The sequence below is a fragment of the Hyphomicrobiales bacterium genome (assembly GCA_016710435.1).
Lineage (GTDB): Bacteria > Pseudomonadota > Alphaproteobacteria > Rhizobiales > Aestuariivirgaceae > Aestuariivirga.
The window spans coordinates 479043-495812 of record JADJVV010000001.1 but is presented as its reverse complement, the minus strand read 5'-3'; the positions used below and the strand labels follow the sequence as shown (position 1 = coordinate 495812).

Genomic DNA, 16770 nt, shown 5'->3' with positions numbered 1-16770 from the left:
CTTCCGATGACCGATGTCACGCCCCGTTCCATGGCAAATGCCATTCGTGCCCTGTCCATGGATGCGGTGCAGAAAGCCAATTCCGGGCACCCCGGCGCCCCCATGGGGCTCGCGGACGTTGCAACGGTGATGTTCACGAAGTTCCTGAAGTTCGATGCCGCCGCGCCGCACTGGCCGGACCGTGACCGCTTCATCCTCTCCGCCGGCCATGCCTCGATGCTGCTCTATTCGCTGCTGCATCTCACCGGCTACAAAGACATGACCATCGAGCAGATCAAGAATTTCCGCCAGTTGGGATCGAAGACGGCGGGCCATCCGGAATATGGCCACGCGGAAGGGATCGAGACCACGACTGGCCCGCTGGGCCAGGGCATTTCCAACGCTGTGGGCTTCGCCATGGCGGAACGCCACCTCAACGCCCAGTTCGGCGATGATCTCGTCAACCACAAGACCTACGTGTTCGCCGGCGACGGGTGCCTCATGGAAGGCATCTCGCAGGAAGCGATCGGCCTTGCCGGGCACCTCAAGCTCAAGAACCTCATCGTGGTGTGGGACGACAACAACATCTCCATCGATGGCCGCATCTCCATGTCGGACTCGACCGACCAGGTGAAACGCTTCGAAGCCTCGGGATGGAAGGTGTTGCGCTGCGATGGCCACGATCACAATTCCATTGCGGTGGCCTTTGGCGCGGCGCAGTTGTCGGACCGCCCGGTGATGATCGCCGCCAAGACGATCATCGGCTTCGGTGCGCCCAACAAGAAGGACTCCTATCAGGCCCATGGTTCGCCGCTGGGTGACGCTGAAATCGCGCTGGCCCGCAAGGAACTGGACTGGCCTTACGCGCCGTTTGAAATTCCCGCCAACATCCTCGCGGCCTGGCGCGCGGCGGGTTCGCGCGGCAAGACGGATCGCTCGGCCTGGGAAGCGCGTCTCTCCGCTTCACCCAGCAAGGCCTGGTTCAACCGCATCATGAAGGGCGACCTGCCGGCGAGCTTCGGCAAGGTGATGTCCGACTACAAGAAGGAACTGGCGAAGAAGCCGCCGCACATCGCCACGCGCAATTCCTCACAGAACGCGCTTGACGTCATCAACGCGGCGGTGCCGGAAACCATGGGCGGCTCGGCCGATCTCACCGGTTCCAACAACACCAAGTCCAAGGACATGGCGGTATTCTCGGCGGACAATTATGCCGGACGCTATGTGCACTTCGGCATCCGCGAGCACGGCATGGCGGCGGCGATCAACGGCATGACGCTGCATGGCGGCGTCATTCCTTATGGCGGTACGTTCTTCTGCTTCACGGATTACTGCCGTCCGTCCATGCGCCTTGCCTCGCTCATGGGCATCCGTTCGATCTTCGTCATGACGCATGACTCGATCGGCCTCGGCGAGGATGGGCCGACGCACCAGCCGGTGGAACATCTCGCCGCCTGCCGCGTCATTCCCAACCATGTGGTGATGCGCCCCTGCGACGCGGTGGAAGCCGCCGAATGCTGGCAGATCGCGCTTGAGAGCAAGACCACGCCCTCAACGCTGGTGCTGACGCGTCAGAAACTGAAGCCGGCGCGGCTTGACTATTCGGCCAGGAACCTCTGCGCCCAGGGCGCCTATGAAGTCGCCGGATCCAAGAAGAAGGCCAAGGCGGTGATCTTCGCCTCGGGCTCGGAAGTGGAGATCGCCATCGAAGCCAAGGCGGCGCTCGACAAGAAGGGCATCCCCACGCGCGTCGTCTCGGTGCCTTCTATGGAGCTGTTTGAAAAGCAGTCCAAGGCCTACAAGGCCGCCGTGCTGGGCACGGAGAAAATCCGGGTGGCGGTGGAAGCGGGCCTGCGCCAAGGCTGGGACCGCTTCATCGGCACCGACGGCAAGTTCATCGGCATGACCGGCTTCGGCGCCTCCGGCCCCGCCGAGAAGCTGTACGAACACTTCGGCATCACCGCGAAGGCGGTGGTGAAGGCGGCGAGCAAGTAAGGAGAATACGGACCGGCGGTTCATGCCCGCCGGTCGCGCAGGGACAGGGTCCGTGGCACGGCTTGCCCTCGTCACGGACGTCTGTCGCAATTGCATCACGCCGCAGGACGTTGATGATGCGCCATGTTCTGACTTGGCACTCGTCGCAGCATCATGAGCCGAGGGTCCGAAAGTGAGTTGGGGCGAGGCTTCTTGGGTTGTCAGGGCGAATGGCCAATGAGGCGCCACTCTCCATTGCCGACATAGCCGCCATAGTAAGCTTTGAACGTGATCCCCTGGGTTGGTACCAGCAGAGACTCCCAGTGGGTTCCGTCGGGGAGGTGCACGAGCATGGCCTGCATCACGCCGAGATCATCCTTGAGCCAGATGTCATAGCCGGGTGACAGTTCGGCCTTGCCGGATTTCACGCTCAGCCAATTGCCCGTGCTCGTCCAGCGAGTGGCTGTGATCGTGATATTCTCATGGAATTTTTCGCCGTCGAGCGTGTAGCAATAGAAATCAAGTGCCGCCATATGAACCTCCCGCAAAGTCTGACCATGAACAGCGTGTACCCATTCATGCTTGCGGGTCTTGATGCTGATCAAAGCGCATGAAACCTTTCTTCGCGCATATTGACTTTATTCCTGTTATATGATTTATGTTCCCTTGATGGGTCTGGCAAGGAGGGATCAGTGTCGCGAGCTTATCTGCACTGCCTTACCCGTGAGCAGCGCCCGCGCGGGATGGACGAAGCATCCATCTCTCCCGGGAGCCGGAGGTCCGCCCCTTGGACACTAGGGTCCAAGCGCGGTTTACCGCAGTTCACCCACACCCCGCGTTCCTCTTTGGAGGAATGCGCAACGGGGCCGGGCTCAGTCCGTAAGTGCCCTGGTTGTGTGGATTGGCGAGTGCGGGCCTTGCGGGCCAAAACCGCTGCGTTTCTGGATGCCACTGCACGCTGTTCCGCTTTGCCTCACGGCAAAGCAGGCGTGAGTGGTCGGGCTTATCGCCGAATCCAATACCTCCTTTTCACCACTGCATGCAGGCGACAGGCCCGTACGGGAACAGTCCCTCCATTTCTCCCCTTCAGCCCGATGCCGCCCTGAAACCACCCATCAACATGAACCGTCACTGCGGCGCCCGCCATCGCGGGGGCTTTGGCCTGGTCACGTGCGCACGCATTGACGCATTGCAATCGCGCCGACCCTGAGGTACGCCCCTCAACGATTTCTGATGGAGACCCGTGATGCCCGCCTTCCGCACCCTTGATGATGTCAATGTCGCCAACAAGAAGGTGGTGATCCGCCTCGATCTCAACGTGCCGATCAAGGATGGCGTGGTCACCGACACGACCCGCATCGACCGCGTGGTGCCCACGTTGCAGGAACTGCTCAAGAAGGGGGCTGGCGTCATCATCCTCGCCCACTTCGACCGGCCCAAGGGCAAGGTCATTCCGGAGATGTCTCTGAAGCCTGTGGCGCCCGCACTGGAAAAGGCGCTGGGGCAGCCCGTCACCTTCGTCTTCACCGACTGGCAATCCGCACCGGCCGTTGCGGCAAAGCCCGGCACGGTGACGCTGATGGAAAACACCCGCTATCACGCGGGCGAGGAAAAGAACGATGCGGGCTTCGCCAAGATGTTGGGCGGACTTGGCGACATCTTCGTCAATGATGCCTTCTCGGCGGCGCACCGGGCACATTCTTCCACCGAGGGCATTGCCCATGTCATTCCGGCCTACGCCGGACGTGCCATGGAAGCGGAATTGAAGGCGCTGCAGGCCGCACTGGAAAAGCCGACGCGTCCGCTCGTCGCCGTGGTCGGCGGAGCGAAAGTGTCGAGCAAGCTCGAACTTCTTGGCAACCTCTCCGGCATTGCCAATACCATCGTGATCGGTGGCGGCATGGCGAACACGTTCCTTGCGGCGCAGGGGATCAATGTCGGCAAGTCACTGTGCGAGCATGACCTCATCCCGACGGCAAAGGACATTCTGGAAAAAGCCAAGGCCAGGAACTGCACATTGCTGCTGCCGGATGATGCCGTGGTGGCGAAGGAGTTCAAGGCGGGTGCCGCCTCGCGCGTGGTGAAGCTGAACGATGTGGCCGCGGATGAGATGATCCTCGATGTCGGTCCCACTTCAATTGCGAAGGTGAAGGCCTGCTTCGACGGGGCAAAGACCGTGGTGTGGAACGGCCCCATGGGTGCGTTCGAAATCGCGCCGTTCGATACCGCGACCAATGCGGTGGCCCAGCATGCGGCGGCCCTCACCAAGGCGGGCAAGCTGGTGACGGTGGCGGGCGGCGGCGACACGGTCTCGGCGCTCAATCACGCAGGTGCCGCGGCTGACTTCACCTATATCTCCACCGCCGGCGGCGCATTCCTCGAATGGCTGGAAGGCAAGGACCTGCCGGGCGTGAAGGCACTTGAAATCAAGTAAGCGAGGCGAGGCCGGGCGTCAGGCGGCGCCCAGCCACTGCTTCCATTTCCAGATGGGCGTGTAGTTGGATGCGCCGCGGAAGCCTGCAAAACTCCGCACGCAATTCGCCACGCCGAAGTGTTTCTCGATACAGGCGTTGATGTAGGCGAGGAAATTGCGGCGCTCGAATTCGATGATCGACAGAAAGTCCTCGCGAATCTCGTAAGGATCAAGATTGAGATTCTTGAGGCCCGCCACCGCTTCGGCCACCGCCACGGCGTCTGGTTCGACAACCCGTGAATTCCAGAGGGAGAGGTAGCGCATCCGCCCCCCCAGTGCAGGCACCGTCACCACGGGAATGCCGCAGAGCAGGAATTCGCAGCAGGCACGCATTGCGCCCTCCTTCTCCGACAGGCACAGGCCGACATGGGACGCATTGATGGCGGCCACCACTTCATCAGCCCCCATATAGCGGTAGGGTCCGCCACCAGGCTCGTTCAGCACATCGGCGTGCTTGAGGAGTTGACGCATGTCCCGCTCGTAGGCCGCTTCGGAATAGCCCTCGAGCGGATAGTAGATGAGCGCCAAGGACGGAATTCGCGCGCACAGTTGATGATTCTTCACGGCACGGAACATGGCGTTGTAGATCGCATCATATTTCCGCGGCGCCCCTGGTTGGGGGACAAACGTGTTCTCATCAATCAGCAGGAAATTGTTGGCGACAAAGGACGTGACGCCGTGAGACTGCAACTCCACCAACTCCAGTTCCTCGTTGGCCATGATGACGAACTTCGCCAGAGGCAGGCGTTCGGCCATCTGTTTCAACAAGGCTGGCAGCGGCTCGACCCGTCCCATCATGGAATGTGTCGGCTTGATGAAGTGCAGCGAGGGACGGCCCTCGAACCATTCCGGATGCAAGGTGGCAAGGCCGAGGTGTTCGCTGTCATTGCGGGCCGCCATGATGACCAGAGGGTCGAGGCTGATCACGCAGCCGCTCAGGGCCTGGGTTTGCACGTGTGTCCTCCCATACTTGGTCCGGTTGCAAGGGGAGCATAGATCGCCCACACATGCCAGTCCCTGCCGCAGACCTGCCCTGCTTGGCCCCGGCTTGATCCCCGGCGGCCGTCGCGGCTACACGGATTTCCATGACCGCCACGACAGCAACGCCCACCTCCGCATCAGCGCAGTCCACCGTGTTCACGGTGCTGTTTGCCGTCTCCATCTGCCATGGCATCAACGACACGATGCAGGCGGTGCTGCTGTCGATCTATCCGCTGCTCCGTGACAACTACGCGCTGACCTTCGCGCAGGTGGGCATGATCACGCTGGTGTTCCAGGTGACGGCGTCCATCCTCCAGCCGTTCGTCGGGACCTTCACCGACAAGTATCCCTTGCCCTACGCCCTTCCGGTGGCGCCGGTCTGCACGTTGTCCGGGTTGCTGCTGCTTGCCAATGCCCATTCCTATGCGATGATCCTGCTGGCCGCCGCCATGATCGGCGTCGGGTCCTCCATCTTCCACCCCGATGCATCGCGCGTGGCGCGGCTCTCGGCTGGCGGCCGCTTCGGTTTCGCCCAATCCACCTTCCAGGTGGGCGGCAATGTGGGCACGGCAATCGGTCCGCTGCTGGCGGCAGCCATTGTCTTGCCACGCGGGCAGGGGGCGATCTCGTGGTTTGCCGTGTTCGCCGTGGCTGCGCTGGTGCTGCTAAGTTATGTCGGCCGCTGGTATGCGGGCTGGCTGCGCGATCATGCCCGGCGCGCCGCCGGCAAGGCCAGCTCGGTGACGCTCACCTCGCGGCAGATCGGCGGGGCGTTGACCATCCTGCTGGTGCTGATGTTCTCGAAGTTCGTCTACACTTCGAGCCTGCACAGCTATTACAGCTTCTACCTGATCGACCACTTCAAGGTCACGGCGCAGCAAGCGCAGATCTATCTGTTCGTGCTGTTCGGTTCCATGGCGGTCGGCACTTTCGCAGGCGGCCCCATCGGCGACAGGATCGGCACCAAGGCAGTGATCTGGGCTTCCATTCTCGGCGCGCTGCCCTTCACGCTTGCGCTGCCCTACATGAACCTGTTCTGGACGGTCGCCCTCACCATTCCCATCGGCCTCATCATCTCGTCGGCCTTCTCGGCGATGGTGGTCTACGCCCAGGAACTGCTGCCGGGACGCGTCGGCATGATCTCTGGGCTGTTCTTCGGGCTGGCTTTCGGCGTTGCGGGGCTGGGCGCTGCGGCCCTTGGCGTGGTCGCCGATCACACGAGCATCGACTTTGTCTTCCGTCTCTGCTCGTTCCTGCCGGCGTTGGGGTTCCTCGCCTATTTCCTGCCGCGCACCTCGCCCCGGTGACAAATCACGCGTGGTGGTGGTAGAGCCCCGCCCATGAGCCATCCCCGCCTGTTCCTCGTTGTTCCCGCCACGCCCCTTGACGATTCCCTTCTGCTGGCCTGCGCCGAAGCGGCGGCAGAGGCGGGAGACTGCGCCTCGATCCTGGTGGGCGAAAATGTCACCCCCGGACTGGTGCCAAAGCTGCAGGCCCTGGGCCTTGCCGTCATCATCCGGGATTGCGAGCCGCGGCTCGTGCATCACCTGAAGGCAGATGGCATGCACATCTCGCGTTCCGAACCGGTGAAGGCGCTGAGGGCGACGCTGAAGACCGAAAGCATTGGCGTGTTCGCGGCCACCTCGCGCCACATCGCCATGGAGGCGGCGGAGGCGGGGGCGGATTACGTGGCCTTTGCACAAGCCTCGCAAGCGCAGGGTGAGCCTCTGTTGGCCTGGTGGCAGGATATCTTCGAAGTGCCTGCCGTGGCGTTTGACCCCGTGGATGCGGCCGGGCTTGCCACAGTGCTGCCGCACAAGCCGGACTTTATCCGGCCCATGGACCGGATGTGGGAAAGTCCCGAACAGGCGCGGCTGGAGATCGGCGCGCTGACAAAGGCAATGGCATGATCCTGCGAGGCGCGCGCGCGCTTGCGCTTGCGGCCGTGCTGCTGAGCAGCGGGGCGACCATGCTCCACGCCGCGTCGATCAAAGAAGCACTGGCGCTTTACAGCGACAAAAATTACGCCGAGGCGCGGAACATTGCGGAAGGCCTCGCAATGGCGGGTGACGTGCGGGCGATGGTGCTTCTCGCCACTCTGTATCAGAATGGCCAGGGCGTCGAGGAAGACGCCGCAAAGGCGCGGGAGTGGTTCGGCAAGGCCGCAGAGGCGGGCGATCCCGAGGCGCAGTTGGCCTACGCCATGCTCCTGCTGGATGAGAACGCGGGTGACGTCGATCCGGCCGAAGCATCATCATGGCTCGCCAAGGCGGCGGGCAATGGCAACAGCCGTGCCCAATTCAATCTCGGTACGATCTATGCCGGACACTATGGCGCCGATCCCGATTGGCCCAAGGCGGTGGAATGGTTTGGCAAGGCGGCGGCATCGGGAAGTGCGGATGCGCAATACAATCTCGGCCTTCTCTATCTCGATGGCAAAGGCGTGCCGAAGAATGCCGTTGCTGCGGCGGAATGGCTTTCCAAGGCCGCTCTGAAGGGCATGCCGGAGGCAGCACTCGAATATGGGGTCCTGGTCATTCGCGGCGAAGGGGTGGAACGCAATATCGATATCGGCGTGAAGTGGCTGCGTTATGCTGCTGAACACGGCCATCCCGTGGCGCAAAACCGGCTCGCCCGCATCTTTGCCAGCGGCACCGGCGCCACCGCCGATCCGGTTGAAGCCGCCATGTGGAACCTCCTCGCGGAAAAGGGCGGGCGCCCCGATCCGACGCTGGATGATTTCATGAAGACGCTGAGCAAGGACCAGCGCAAACAGGCGGAGGCCCGGGCCGCGGCCTTCGTGGCGAAGCCTGCTCCGGCGCTGGACTAGCGGACGTCGAGGACGCTGGTCCGGGCGAGGCGCACCACATCGGTGGCGCGTGAACCCTTAAGCAGTCGTTCGAGCCGGCTGCGGCCTTCGTCGGTGACGACGATCATGCGGTAGAGCGATCCGCGCTCCACGATTTCCTCGATCACGTCTCCCACGGCGGTCTTCACGTCGGCCACGTCAATCTTCATGGCCTTGAGCAACGCCTTGGCGTTGTTCACGGCTTCCTCGGCGGCGGGCAATGCTTCTGCGTCGGGGGCGGCGGAGAATAGCGTGATCGGCTGGCCGGTCATTGCCGCCAGCACGGCAGAGCGGCGCACCGCCTGCAAGGAGCGGGACGATCCATCGGTGCAGATGAAATAACCGTGGCGGTCGAAACTGTTGCGCGCCACCAGCACGGAGCAGGGCGACATGGTCGTTACGGTCTGGGTAATTCCCGCACCGAAGAACGCCCGCAGTTCGCTCCGCCAGCGCGACGGTTTGCCGAGAATCATGAGATTGTAAGGACCGAGTTCGTACTGGTCGAGGATGCCGCCTGCCTCGTCCGGCGCGGTCTTCAGCTTGAGCACGACGCTGCGGCCTTCGGGCGAAATGTATTCCACCTTGGTGTCGCCAGCCGCGTCCCCCCAGCTCTCCTCATGAGTACCTGTGTGGGTCCAGCCCGAGACGTCGATGCCTTCGGCCTTGAGGATTTCCAGCGACTTCTTCAGGTGCGAAACACCGGGCAGTTCAAAGCCCGCGTCGATCATGTTCTGCCGCGCCAGGCGCACCTGCAGTCCGCCCGAATGCAGGCCCATGTCGATGGGTCGGACATAGAGGATGATGATGTCGCAGGAATTGCTCGCGGCCAATTGGGCGGCGAAGCGCACGGTGATCATGGCTTCCTCGCTTCCGTCGATGCAGGCGAGGATACGGAAGCGGTTGCGGCGCTGAGATCGCAGGCTCTGCAGCGTCTTCATCACGGCTGCTTCCTGGCGGTCGGTGAGATTGGTGCGGCGGAAGAAATCCAGAAGGGCCATGGCGCTACCCCAATTCCGGCCAGTAGAAGGTCGATACGGCCATCAGGATGATGAAGGACAGGAGCATCATGCGTGAGCCGACCTTGAAGAAGTCAGCGGCCTTGAGATAGCCCGAGGCATAGATGATGGTAAAGGCCGGCTGGGCCGCGGGCGTGAGGTAGCCCGAGGCAGAAGAAATGGCGGTGAGGAAGCCGGCGATCAGCGGATCGTGGTTGGCGGCGACGGACATCTTCAGCACGATCGGCGAGAGCACCGCGACGGCAGCACCCGCCGTCATGGTGTTCGAAACGAACACGGTGAGGAGCGAGATAGCGGCTTCAAAGGCCAGTGTGCTGTTGCCCGCCGTGGACTGCACGGCATGGAGGGCGCCGTTGGCGAGCCACTCGGCGGCCCCTGTTTCCTTCATTTCCACACCGAGTGAAATCGCAGCTGCGTAGAGCAGGACGATCCCCCAGTTCACGCCGCTGTTGATGTCTTCCCAGCGCACCAGACCCAGCACGAGGAAGGCCAGCGCACCCGCGATGGCCACGATGCCGAGGCCCAGACTGGAGGAGAAGAAGGCCCATCCGATGATGACGACCGTGAAGACGATCACCGTCATCCAGCCGGACAGCTGCATGGGGCCTTCCAGCTTCACCTGCGTGCGGAGGCGGCTGACGGCGCGCGACAGGTCGCTCGTTTCCGGCCGGAAAGTGTAAATGAGCAGGAGGCTGACGAGCGGCAGGCGCAGCAGGAACATGGGGAAGGCGTAGAGCGTCCATGTCAGGTAGTCCATGAGATAGCGCCACGTCTCGGGCTTGGCCGGATCGTAAAAGAAGTCCTTCCAGTAGCTGATGATGATGGCGTTGCGGGCCCCGCCGGAAGGCGTGGTGACGCCGGCGATGGAGCAGCCGAAGGAAATCGAAAACAGGATGACGGCGGCGAGATTGTGCACTTTCTTGGGGTCGTTGGAAGTGAGGGTGATCAATGTCACGCCAACCGGCAGCATCATGGCGGCCACCGTGTGTTCACCGATGAACGAGGCCAGGAAACCGCACACCGCGACGATGCCGAAGGAAATCCAGAATACGCTGGTGCCCGTCATGCGCACGATGGCAAGGGCAATGCGCTTGTCCAGCCGCTGCTTCACCACCGCCACGGCCAGCATCAGCGAGCCCATGATGAAGAGAACGGAATCCGTCATCAGGCTCTTGGCGACCCTGGTGGAATCGAGGCCCAGCAGCACCACCTGTCCGACCACAATCAGCAGAGCCACGGAGGGCAGGGGCACAGGCTCGGTGATGAAGAGGAGGGTCGCCATCAACGACATGACCAGCACGATCTGCCCGTCATGGCTCAGCCCTGCGGGGGTGGGCGCCGACATCAACGCGAAGCCCAGGATCATGGTGACGATGAACCAGCGCCGCTTCCACAGCAGCGCCATGTCGAAGGCGTTGGCAAACTTGCGGTAGCGGAGATAGCCCCGGCGGCGGACGCGGGTGAAGCCGGTCACCGGCTCGTGGGCCTGCAGGCTGTCGCGGGCCAGGTTGAACGTCAGGCCACCTGCCGCCAACGTTGCCGCGCCTCCTGCTGGACCAATGCCCGGTGTGCCATCCGGCCCTGTCATGCTGCCATCCTTTGGTTTAGCTTCACCGCAACAACAGGGGATTCGCAATGACGGCTGCGGCAACGGAGAAGGTACTGGCGACGGTTGACCGTCAATTTGACGCGAGCATGGCCCGGCTCGTAGATTTCCTGCGCTTCCCCAGTATCGGCACCGACCCCGCCCACAAAGCCGATTGTCAGCACACGGCGCAATGGCTGAAGACGCAGTTCGAGGGGTTTGGCCTCGCAGCCACCATTCATCCCACGACGGGTCAACCCGTCGTGGTGGCGCGTTACGAGCCGCCCGCGGCGGCGTTGGCAGGTCAGGCCCACGTCCCTCATATCCTGTTCTATGGCCACTATGATGTGCAGCCTGCCGATCCCCTGGACCTCTGGACCAGCCCGCCCTTTGAGCCGCGGGTCGCCAAGGGAAAAGACGGCCGGGACTGCATCTTTGCGCGCGGGGCCGCGGACGACAAGGGCCAAGTGATGACCTTTGCCGAAGCCAGCCGCGCCTGGCTGGCGGAGCGGGGTTCACTGCCTTTCCGCCTGACCTTCCTGATCGAGGGCGACGAGGAGGGCGACTCCAGCCATCTGGATTCCTTCATCGCGGCCAACAAGGCGCTTCTGGCGGCCGATGTGGCGCTGGTGTGTGACACCGGCCTGTGGAACCCGACGACGCCCGCCATCGTGTCGTCGCTGCGGGGCTGCGTCGGCGAAGATCTAACCATCTCGGGACCGCGCATTGACCTGCATTCGGGCTATTACGGCGGACCCGCCGTGAACCCAATCAAGGTTTTGTCGCGCATCCTTGCCAGCGTGCACGACAAGAACGGCCGTATCACCATCCCCGGCTTCTACAATGACGTGAAGGTGCCTACGCCAGCGCGCCGCAAGGCGTGGAAGAAGCTGGCCTTCGACGCAAAAGCCTATCTGGGCGGTGTCGGCCTTTCCAGGCCGGCCGGGGAAAAGGAGTTTACGGTGCTGGAACAGATGTGGGTGCGGCCCACGGCGGAAATCAACGGCATGTGGGGCGGCTACACGGGGGCCGGCAACAAGACGGTGTTGCCCGCGCAGGCGTCGGCGAAGATGACGTTCCGGCTCGTCGCGGGGCAGGACCCGAAGAAGATTCTCCGCGCCTTCCGCAGCTTTGTCCGCAAGCAGTTGCCGAAGGACTGCAAGGCCCACTTCACATCCAATGGAGGCGGAGCGGCGGTGGCGGTGGCCGATGACGGTCCATGGATTGCCAAGGCACGCCGCGCACTTGCCGATGAGTGGGGAACGGCGCCCGTGGTGATGGGCGAGGGCGGCTCCATTCCCGTCGTCGAAAGTTTCGCCCAGCATCTCAAGCTGGATAGCGTGATGATGGGCTTCGTCAACGACGACGACGCGCTCCACAGCCCGGACGAGAACTACAAGGTCGAAAGTTTTCACAAGGGAATGCGCGCCTGGGTGCGCTTCATTGGCGAAATCATCAAGGAAACGGAATCATGACACAAGTGAATGCGGCACTGGCCGACATCGACGCGCAACTGGACACCATCATCGAGCGGTTGTTCTCCTTCCTGCGCATTCCCTCCATTTCAGCTGATCCGGCCTATGCGGGCGATTGCGAGAAGGCGGCGAGCTGGATCTGCGGCGAATTGCAATCCTTGGGTTGCGAAGCCTCGGTTCGTCCCACGCCGGGGCGGCCCATGGTGGTTGGCCACTACACGCCGCCCGACGCGACGGCAAAGACGCCCCATGTGCTGTTCTACGGCCACTACGATGTTCAACCCGCTGATCCGCTGGAGCTGTGGCACACGCCGCCGTTCGAGCCCGTGCGCCGCAAGAACAAGAAGGGCGTGGACCAACTCGTCGGCCGCGGAACTGCCGATGACAAGGGCCAGTTGATGACCTTCGTGGAGGCGGCGCGGGCGCTCATCAAGACCAACGGCAAGCTGCCCATCCGGGCGACGTTCCTGATCGAAGGAGAAGAGGAGAGCGGTTCGCCCTCGCTCGTGCCCTTCCTGCAGGCCAACAGGAAGGAACTGGCCTGCGACGCCGCCTTCGTCTGTGACAGCAACATGTGGGATGTGAAGACGCCCGCCATCACCACGCGGCTCCGGGGCCTCGCCCATGAAGAAGTGACGGTCACGGGTCCTTCGATCGATCTCCACTCCGGCATGTTCGGTGGTCCAGCCATGAACCCGATCCGGGCTCTGACCAAGTTGATCGCGGCCCTGCACGACAAGAAGGGCAAGGTCACCATCCCCGGGTTCTATGCTGGCGTTTCCGAATTGCCTGCGGCGGTAAAGAAGCAGTGGCGTTCGCTGAAGTTCTCCGAACGGAAATTCCTCGGCGACGTGGGTTTGAAATCGGCGGCGGGCGAAAAGGGCTACACGGTGCTGGAGCAGATCTGGTCGCGGCCCACGGCCGAAGTGAACGGCATGTGGGGCGGCTATACCGGCGCTGGCACAAAGACGGTCATTCCCTCGCAGGCCCATGCAAAATTCACCTTCCGTCTCGTGGGCAAGCAGGACCCCAAGAAAGTGATCAAGGCGTTCCAGGCTTTTGCCAGGAAGGCCATGACCGGCGATGCCAAGATTTCATTCTCCGGCAAGGGTGGCGGCAGTCCCGCGTCCACCATCGACGAGAAGAACGTGTTCATCCGAAAGTCGGCGGCCGCCCTGAAGGCTGAGTTCAAGCGCGAGACGGTGATGATGGGCGGCGGCGGCTCCATTCCCATCGTGCGCTATTTCAAGGATATCCTCGGCATGGACAGCGTTCTCGTCGGCTTCGGACTGGACGATGATGCCATTCACTCGCCCAACGAAAAGTATGACGTGTCGAGCTTCCATCATGGCATGCGGAGCTGGGTGCGTATCATGGCGTCGCTGGGAACGTGAGTTTCGATCCGGTTGCCGCCTTGGCCCGTTACCATGAGATGCTGGATGCGCGCGACCTCGAAGGCGTGGAACGGCTGCTGGCGCCAGACGTGTTCTCCGTGTCGGAGGGCCTGGGGCATGTGAAGGGCCGTGAGGCCGTGATCGCGGCGCTCGGCGTCTATTTCGCCGCTTGCCCCGACGATCAGGTTTTCGAGGATGAAATTGTAGCCTTGGGCCCGCTGCAGGCGCGCAGCCTGTGGAAGCTTCGGGCAACCCACAAGGTCACGGGTGTGGTGGTGGAGCGGCGCGGCACGGAAACCGTTTCGTTCGACGCGGACGGCCTGATCACGTCAATCGAGGTCGAGGACGCGACCTAGTTCCCGTTCATATCCATATCCATGTGATCGCCGCCGCCGGCCACCTTGTCGACGACCTGCACGGTGACAGTCACGTCGCCCGCCTTTTCGAAGGTCATGACCAGCGGGAAGGTCTGGCCAGCCTTGAGCGGCGCCATCAGGCCCGTGAGCATGATGTGGTTTCCGCCCGGTGCGAAGGTCATCATCTCCTGCGGGCCGAATTCGAGCTTTTCGATCTGGCGCATCTTCATCACGCCGTTGTCGTTGATCGTCCGGTGCGGTGTGGCGTGGGTGGCGACGGGCGTTGTGAGTCCCTTCAGCACATCGGCCTCCGCACCGTGATTCATGAGGATCATGTAGATGGCCGCTGTCTTGCTCACCGGCGTGAGCGAGGCGGGCGCCTCGGCATTCATCACCATGATGTCACTTGCGAAGGTCGCGGCGGCAAGGGCAAGCAGGGCGAGCGGGGAGAGGGCAAGGGAAAGCAGCTTCGTCATGGGGCAGGTCCTAGCAAATCAGAGAGGCCGAGTGTGGCGCGGCATGGGCGCGCGGGCAATGGCGCTTCTTTGCGGGCTGTCCGCCATGGCGGTGCCAGCGCGGGCGGAGCCGACTGCCGTTGCGGTCGAACTGGTTCTGGCGCTGGATGCTTCCGCCAGCATGGACCGGCGCGAGTTCACGCTGCAACTGGACGGCCTCGCCGCGGCGTTCCGCGATCCCGGTGTGCTGGAGGCCTTGACGAACATCGGACCCAAAGGCGTTGCCGTTGCCGTTACGCAATGGGGCGGACCGGATGAAGCCAAGGTCATCGTGCCGTTCACACGGATTTCATCGCCACGGGAGGCAAAGGCCTTCGGTTTTCGGATCGGGCGGGCACGGCGCGCCTTCCTGGCCTCATCGACATCGATCGCGACGGCGATCCTCCACGGTGTGGGCATCCTAGAGGACAACAGCTTTGCCGGGGAACGCCGCGTCATTGATGTGTCGGGCGATGGCGTGGACAATGGCGGGCTTGATCTCGATGCAGCGCGGGACGCTGCGCTCAACGCTGGCATCGTTGTGAACGGCCTCCCCATCGATGCCGACAACGCGCAGCTTGCGGACTATTACCGGGGGCAAGTGATCATCGGGACTGATTGCTTCATCGAACGCGCCGCCGGCTTTGACGACTATGCCCGGGCCATCCGCGAAAAGCTCATCCGCGAATTGCGCCCCCTCGGGTCTTGAGCGCCGCGATCAGCCGGTTCGCCGCCCGTTCGAGGTCGTCATCCTGAAAGCCTGCGAAGCTGAGCAGCAGTCCCTGTTCACGGTGCTTGCCTGCGAAGTGGCTGGACAGAGTCTGCGTCTCCACGCCCGCGTCCATGAGGATGGCTTGCAGAGCGGCATCGTCTGCCGTTGCGGGGAAGCGCAGGAGCAGCATCAGGCCTGACGGGGGCGCATCAAGCTGGAACAGCGAGGGTGAACCGGGCGCGAGCGCGGCGATGAGGCTGTCGCGGCGGGCCGAGTAGAGCCGCCGCATGCGGCGGATGTGGACGGCAAACTGCCCGCTCTCCATGAACTGCGCCAGCGCCGGCTGCACCAGCAGCGAAGGCGGCGCGCCGAATACCGTGCGTTCGTGGCGGAACACATCCACCAGCCGCTTCGGCACAACCATGAAGCCAAGGCGGATGATGGGTGAAAACACTTTCGAGAAGGTGCCGGAGTAGATGACACGCGCATCCCGGTCGAGGCTCATCAGGGCGGGAAGGGGTCGGCCGACATACCGGTATTCGCTGTCGTAGTCGTCCTCGATGACGATGGCGTTCGCCTCCTTGGCCCAGGCGAGCAGTTCCAGGCGGCGGGTCAACGGCATGGTGACGCCGGTCGGATATTGCCGCGCCGGAGTCACGAAGGCGCCGCGCGCACGCGGGAAGCGCTGCACGGCCGTGCTCACCACAAGGCCTTCGGCGTCGACGGGAATGGCCTCGACGTTGATGCCGCTCAGGGAGAACACGCGCCGCGCCGTGGGATAGCCCGGGTCCTCCAGCCACAGTTGATCGCCGGGCGTGAAAACCGCGCGGCGCAGAAGCTCGAAGGCATCGCTTCCACCTGCCGTCATGATGACCTGTTCCGCTTCGCAGGCGATGCCGCGCCAGTCGAAGAGGTGGGTGGCAATCGCTTTGCGCAACGGGAGCCAGCCGAAGGGATCGTTGTGTTCCAGGAGCGTGATGGGGGGATTGCGCCAGTACCGCCCGAGAATGCGGCCCCAGTCGTCGTGGGGGAAATGCTCCCAGTCTACAAGTCCGGCGCGGAAGGGACGCGCCGGTTCGCGCTTCTGCCGTGGCGCTGTTCCGCCGTGGCCGGCCTTGCCCTGTCCGGTGGCCAGCAAGGTCTCCGGCAGTTCGGCCGCGACCGTGGTGCCCGAACCGAGACGCGTTTCCAGATAGCCTTCGCCGAGAAGCTGTTCATAGGCATCCACCACGGTGGCGCGGGCGACGCCAAGCTGTTCGCTGAGGGCGCGGCTGGACGGGAGTTTCGCGCCCGGCTTCAGGCGGCCCGAGAGCACAAGCTGGCGCACCTGCCGGGCGATCTGGGACTGGAACGGTTCGGCGTCGTCCCGTTCGATGCCGAGATCGAGCGTGGCCGTGGTTTGAAGTGGTCTGGTCTTCGCGGCTGACATTGGTTCTTTTCAGTAGACCATGCTGCCAGTAGGTGGCAACACAATCCGGAGAAC

Annotated in this window: 15 protein-coding genes; 9 read left to right on the top strand and 6 right to left on the bottom strand. The window is 63.1% G+C overall.

The window, feature by feature from the left end:
* The first annotated feature begins 6 nt into the window (after positions 1-6).
* Positions 7-1974: a transketolase gene (gene tkt / locus IPM06_02445; protein MBK8769271.1), complete on the top strand. Its 1968-nt coding sequence runs from the start codon at positions 7-9 to the stop codon at positions 1972-1974.
* Between the two features lie 200 nt (positions 1975-2174).
* Here the strand turns inward: tkt and IPM06_02440 are convergent, their stop codons facing one another.
* The gene (locus IPM06_02440) at positions 2175-2486 is read right to left on the bottom strand and encodes a hypothetical protein (GenBank protein MBK8769270.1); all 312 of its coding nucleotides are present in this window, start codon (positions 2484-2486) and stop codon (positions 2175-2177) included.
* Positions 2487-3199: 713 nt separating this feature from the next.
* Here IPM06_02440 and IPM06_02435 point away from each other — a divergent pair.
* On the top strand, positions 3200-4387 hold the full coding sequence (locus IPM06_02435) for a phosphoglycerate kinase (protein MBK8769269.1): 1188 nt from the start codon (positions 3200-3202) through the stop codon (positions 4385-4387).
* An 18-nt stretch (positions 4388-4405) separates the two neighbouring features.
* Here IPM06_02435 and IPM06_02430 read toward each other — a convergent pair whose 3' ends face one another.
* The gene (locus IPM06_02430) at positions 4406-5380 is read right to left on the bottom strand and encodes a hypothetical protein (protein MBK8769268.1); all 975 of its coding nucleotides are present in this window, start codon (positions 5378-5380) and stop codon (positions 4406-4408) included.
* 131 nt (positions 5381-5511) lie between these two features.
* Between IPM06_02430 and IPM06_02425 the strand changes: the two genes are divergently transcribed.
* From IPM06_02425 to IPM06_02415, 3 genes are read left to right on the top strand one after another with little or no spacing between them, the layout of a single operon-like run.
* Positions 5512-6714 carry an MFS transporter gene (locus IPM06_02425; GenBank protein ID MBK8769267.1) on the top strand — a complete coding sequence of 401 codons (1203 nt, stop codon included), beginning with the start codon at positions 5512-5514 and terminating at the stop codon, positions 6712-6714.
* A 33-nt stretch (positions 6715-6747) separates the two neighbouring features.
* Complete coding sequence (locus IPM06_02420; protein ID MBK8769266.1) at positions 6748-7317, top strand: thiamine phosphate synthase; 570 nt, start codon at positions 6748-6750, stop codon at positions 7315-7317.
* Positions 7314-8237: a sel1 repeat family protein gene (locus IPM06_02415; protein ID MBK8769265.1), complete on the top strand. Its 924-nt coding sequence runs from the start codon at positions 7314-7316 to the stop codon at positions 8235-8237. The genes IPM06_02420 and IPM06_02415 overlap by 4 nt, the downstream gene beginning before the upstream one ends.
* Here IPM06_02415 and IPM06_02410 read toward each other — a convergent pair.
* Together IPM06_02410 and IPM06_02405 are read right to left on the bottom strand one after the other, a co-directional pair.
* On the bottom strand, positions 8234-9253 hold the full coding sequence (locus IPM06_02410; GenBank protein MBK8769264.1) for a universal stress protein: 1020 nt from the start codon (positions 9251-9253) through the stop codon (positions 8234-8236). The genes IPM06_02415 and IPM06_02410 overlap by 4 nt on opposite strands.
* Before the next feature lie 4 nt (positions 9254-9257).
* Positions 9258-10676: a DASS family sodium-coupled anion symporter gene (locus IPM06_02405; GenBank protein MBK8769263.1), complete on the bottom strand. Its 1419-nt coding sequence runs from the start codon at positions 10674-10676 to the stop codon at positions 9258-9260.
* A 230-nt stretch (positions 10677-10906) separates the two neighbouring features.
* Here IPM06_02405 and IPM06_02400 point away from each other — a divergent pair, with 230 nt between their 5' ends.
* The 3 genes from IPM06_02400 to IPM06_02390 are packed head-to-tail and all read left to right on the top strand — an operon-like array spanning position 10907 to position 14081.
* Positions 10907-12331 carry a M20/M25/M40 family metallo-hydrolase gene (locus IPM06_02400; protein MBK8769262.1) on the top strand — a complete coding sequence of 475 codons (1425 nt, stop codon included), beginning with the start codon at positions 10907-10909 and terminating at the stop codon, positions 12329-12331.
* A complete protein-coding gene (locus IPM06_02395) occupies positions 12328-13725 on the top strand; it encodes a M20/M25/M40 family metallo-hydrolase (GenBank protein MBK8769261.1) in 1398 nt (465 codons plus the stop codon). Before IPM06_02400 ends, IPM06_02395 begins: the two co-directional genes overlap by 4 nt.
* On the top strand, positions 13722-14081 hold the full coding sequence (locus IPM06_02390; protein MBK8769260.1) for a nuclear transport factor 2 family protein: 360 nt from the start codon (positions 13722-13724) through the stop codon (positions 14079-14081). Before IPM06_02395 ends, IPM06_02390 begins: the two co-directional genes overlap by 4 nt.
* On the opposite strand, the gene IPM06_02385 is transcribed toward IPM06_02390, so the two are convergent.
* On the bottom strand, positions 14078-14557 hold the full coding sequence (locus tag IPM06_02385; GenBank protein ID MBK8769259.1) for a copper chaperone PCu(A)C: 480 nt from the start codon (positions 14555-14557) through the stop codon (positions 14078-14080). The two genes, IPM06_02390 and IPM06_02385, sit on opposite strands and share 4 nt — an antisense overlap.
* Before the next feature lie 58 nt (positions 14558-14615).
* On the opposite strand from IPM06_02385, the gene IPM06_02380 reads away from it, so the two are divergent.
* A complete protein-coding gene (locus IPM06_02380; GenBank protein MBK8769258.1) occupies positions 14616-15284 on the top strand; it encodes a DUF1194 domain-containing protein in 669 nt (222 codons plus the stop codon).
* Here the strand turns inward: IPM06_02380 and IPM06_02375 are convergent.
* The gene (locus tag IPM06_02375; protein ID MBK8769257.1) at positions 15253-16716 is read right to left on the bottom strand and encodes a PLP-dependent aminotransferase family protein; all 1464 of its coding nucleotides are present in this window, start codon (positions 16714-16716) and stop codon (positions 15253-15255) included. The genes IPM06_02380 and IPM06_02375 overlap by 32 nt on opposite strands.
* Between the last annotated feature and the right edge of the window lie 54 nt (positions 16717-16770).

Bases quoted from the DNA above. Each gene is read 5' to 3' on its own strand.
- tkt (MBK8769271.1), top strand. From the start codon at position 7: ATGACCGATGTCACGCCCCGTTCCATGGCAAATGCCATTCGTGCCCTG.
- IPM06_02440 (MBK8769270.1), bottom strand. From the start codon at position 2,486: ATGGCGGCACTTGATTTCTATTGCTACACGCTCGACGGCGAAAAATTC.
- IPM06_02435 (MBK8769269.1), top strand. From the start codon at position 3,200: ATGCCCGCCTTCCGCACCCTTGATGATGTCAATGTCGCCAACAAGAAG.
- IPM06_02425 (MBK8769267.1), top strand. From the start codon at position 5,512: ATGACCGCCACGACAGCAACGCCCACCTCCGCATCAGCGCAGTCCACC.
- IPM06_02420 (MBK8769266.1), top strand. From the start codon at position 6,748: ATGAGCCATCCCCGCCTGTTCCTCGTTGTTCCCGCCACGCCCCTTGAC.
- IPM06_02415 (MBK8769265.1), top strand. From the start codon at position 7,314: ATGATCCTGCGAGGCGCGCGCGCGCTTGCGCTTGCGGCCGTGCTGCTG.
- IPM06_02410 (MBK8769264.1), bottom strand. From the start codon at position 9,253: ATGGCCCTTCTGGATTTCTTCCGCCGCACCAATCTCACCGACCGCCAG.
- IPM06_02405 (MBK8769263.1), bottom strand. From the start codon at position 10,676: ATGGCGCTGCTGTGGAAGCGGCGCTGGTTCATCGTCACCATGATCCTG.
- IPM06_02400 (MBK8769262.1), top strand. From the start codon at position 10,907: ATGACGGCTGCGGCAACGGAGAAGGTACTGGCGACGGTTGACCGTCAA.
- IPM06_02395 (MBK8769261.1), top strand. From the start codon at position 12,328: ATGACACAAGTGAATGCGGCACTGGCCGACATCGACGCGCAACTGGAC.
- IPM06_02385 (MBK8769259.1), bottom strand. From the start codon at position 14,557: ATGACGAAGCTGCTTTCCCTTGCCCTCTCCCCGCTCGCCCTGCTTGCC.
- IPM06_02380 (MBK8769258.1), top strand. From the start codon at position 14,616: ATGGCGCTTCTTTGCGGGCTGTCCGCCATGGCGGTGCCAGCGCGGGCG.
- IPM06_02375 (MBK8769257.1), bottom strand. From the start codon at position 16,716: ATGTCAGCCGCGAAGACCAGACCACTTCAAACCACGGCCACGCTCGAT.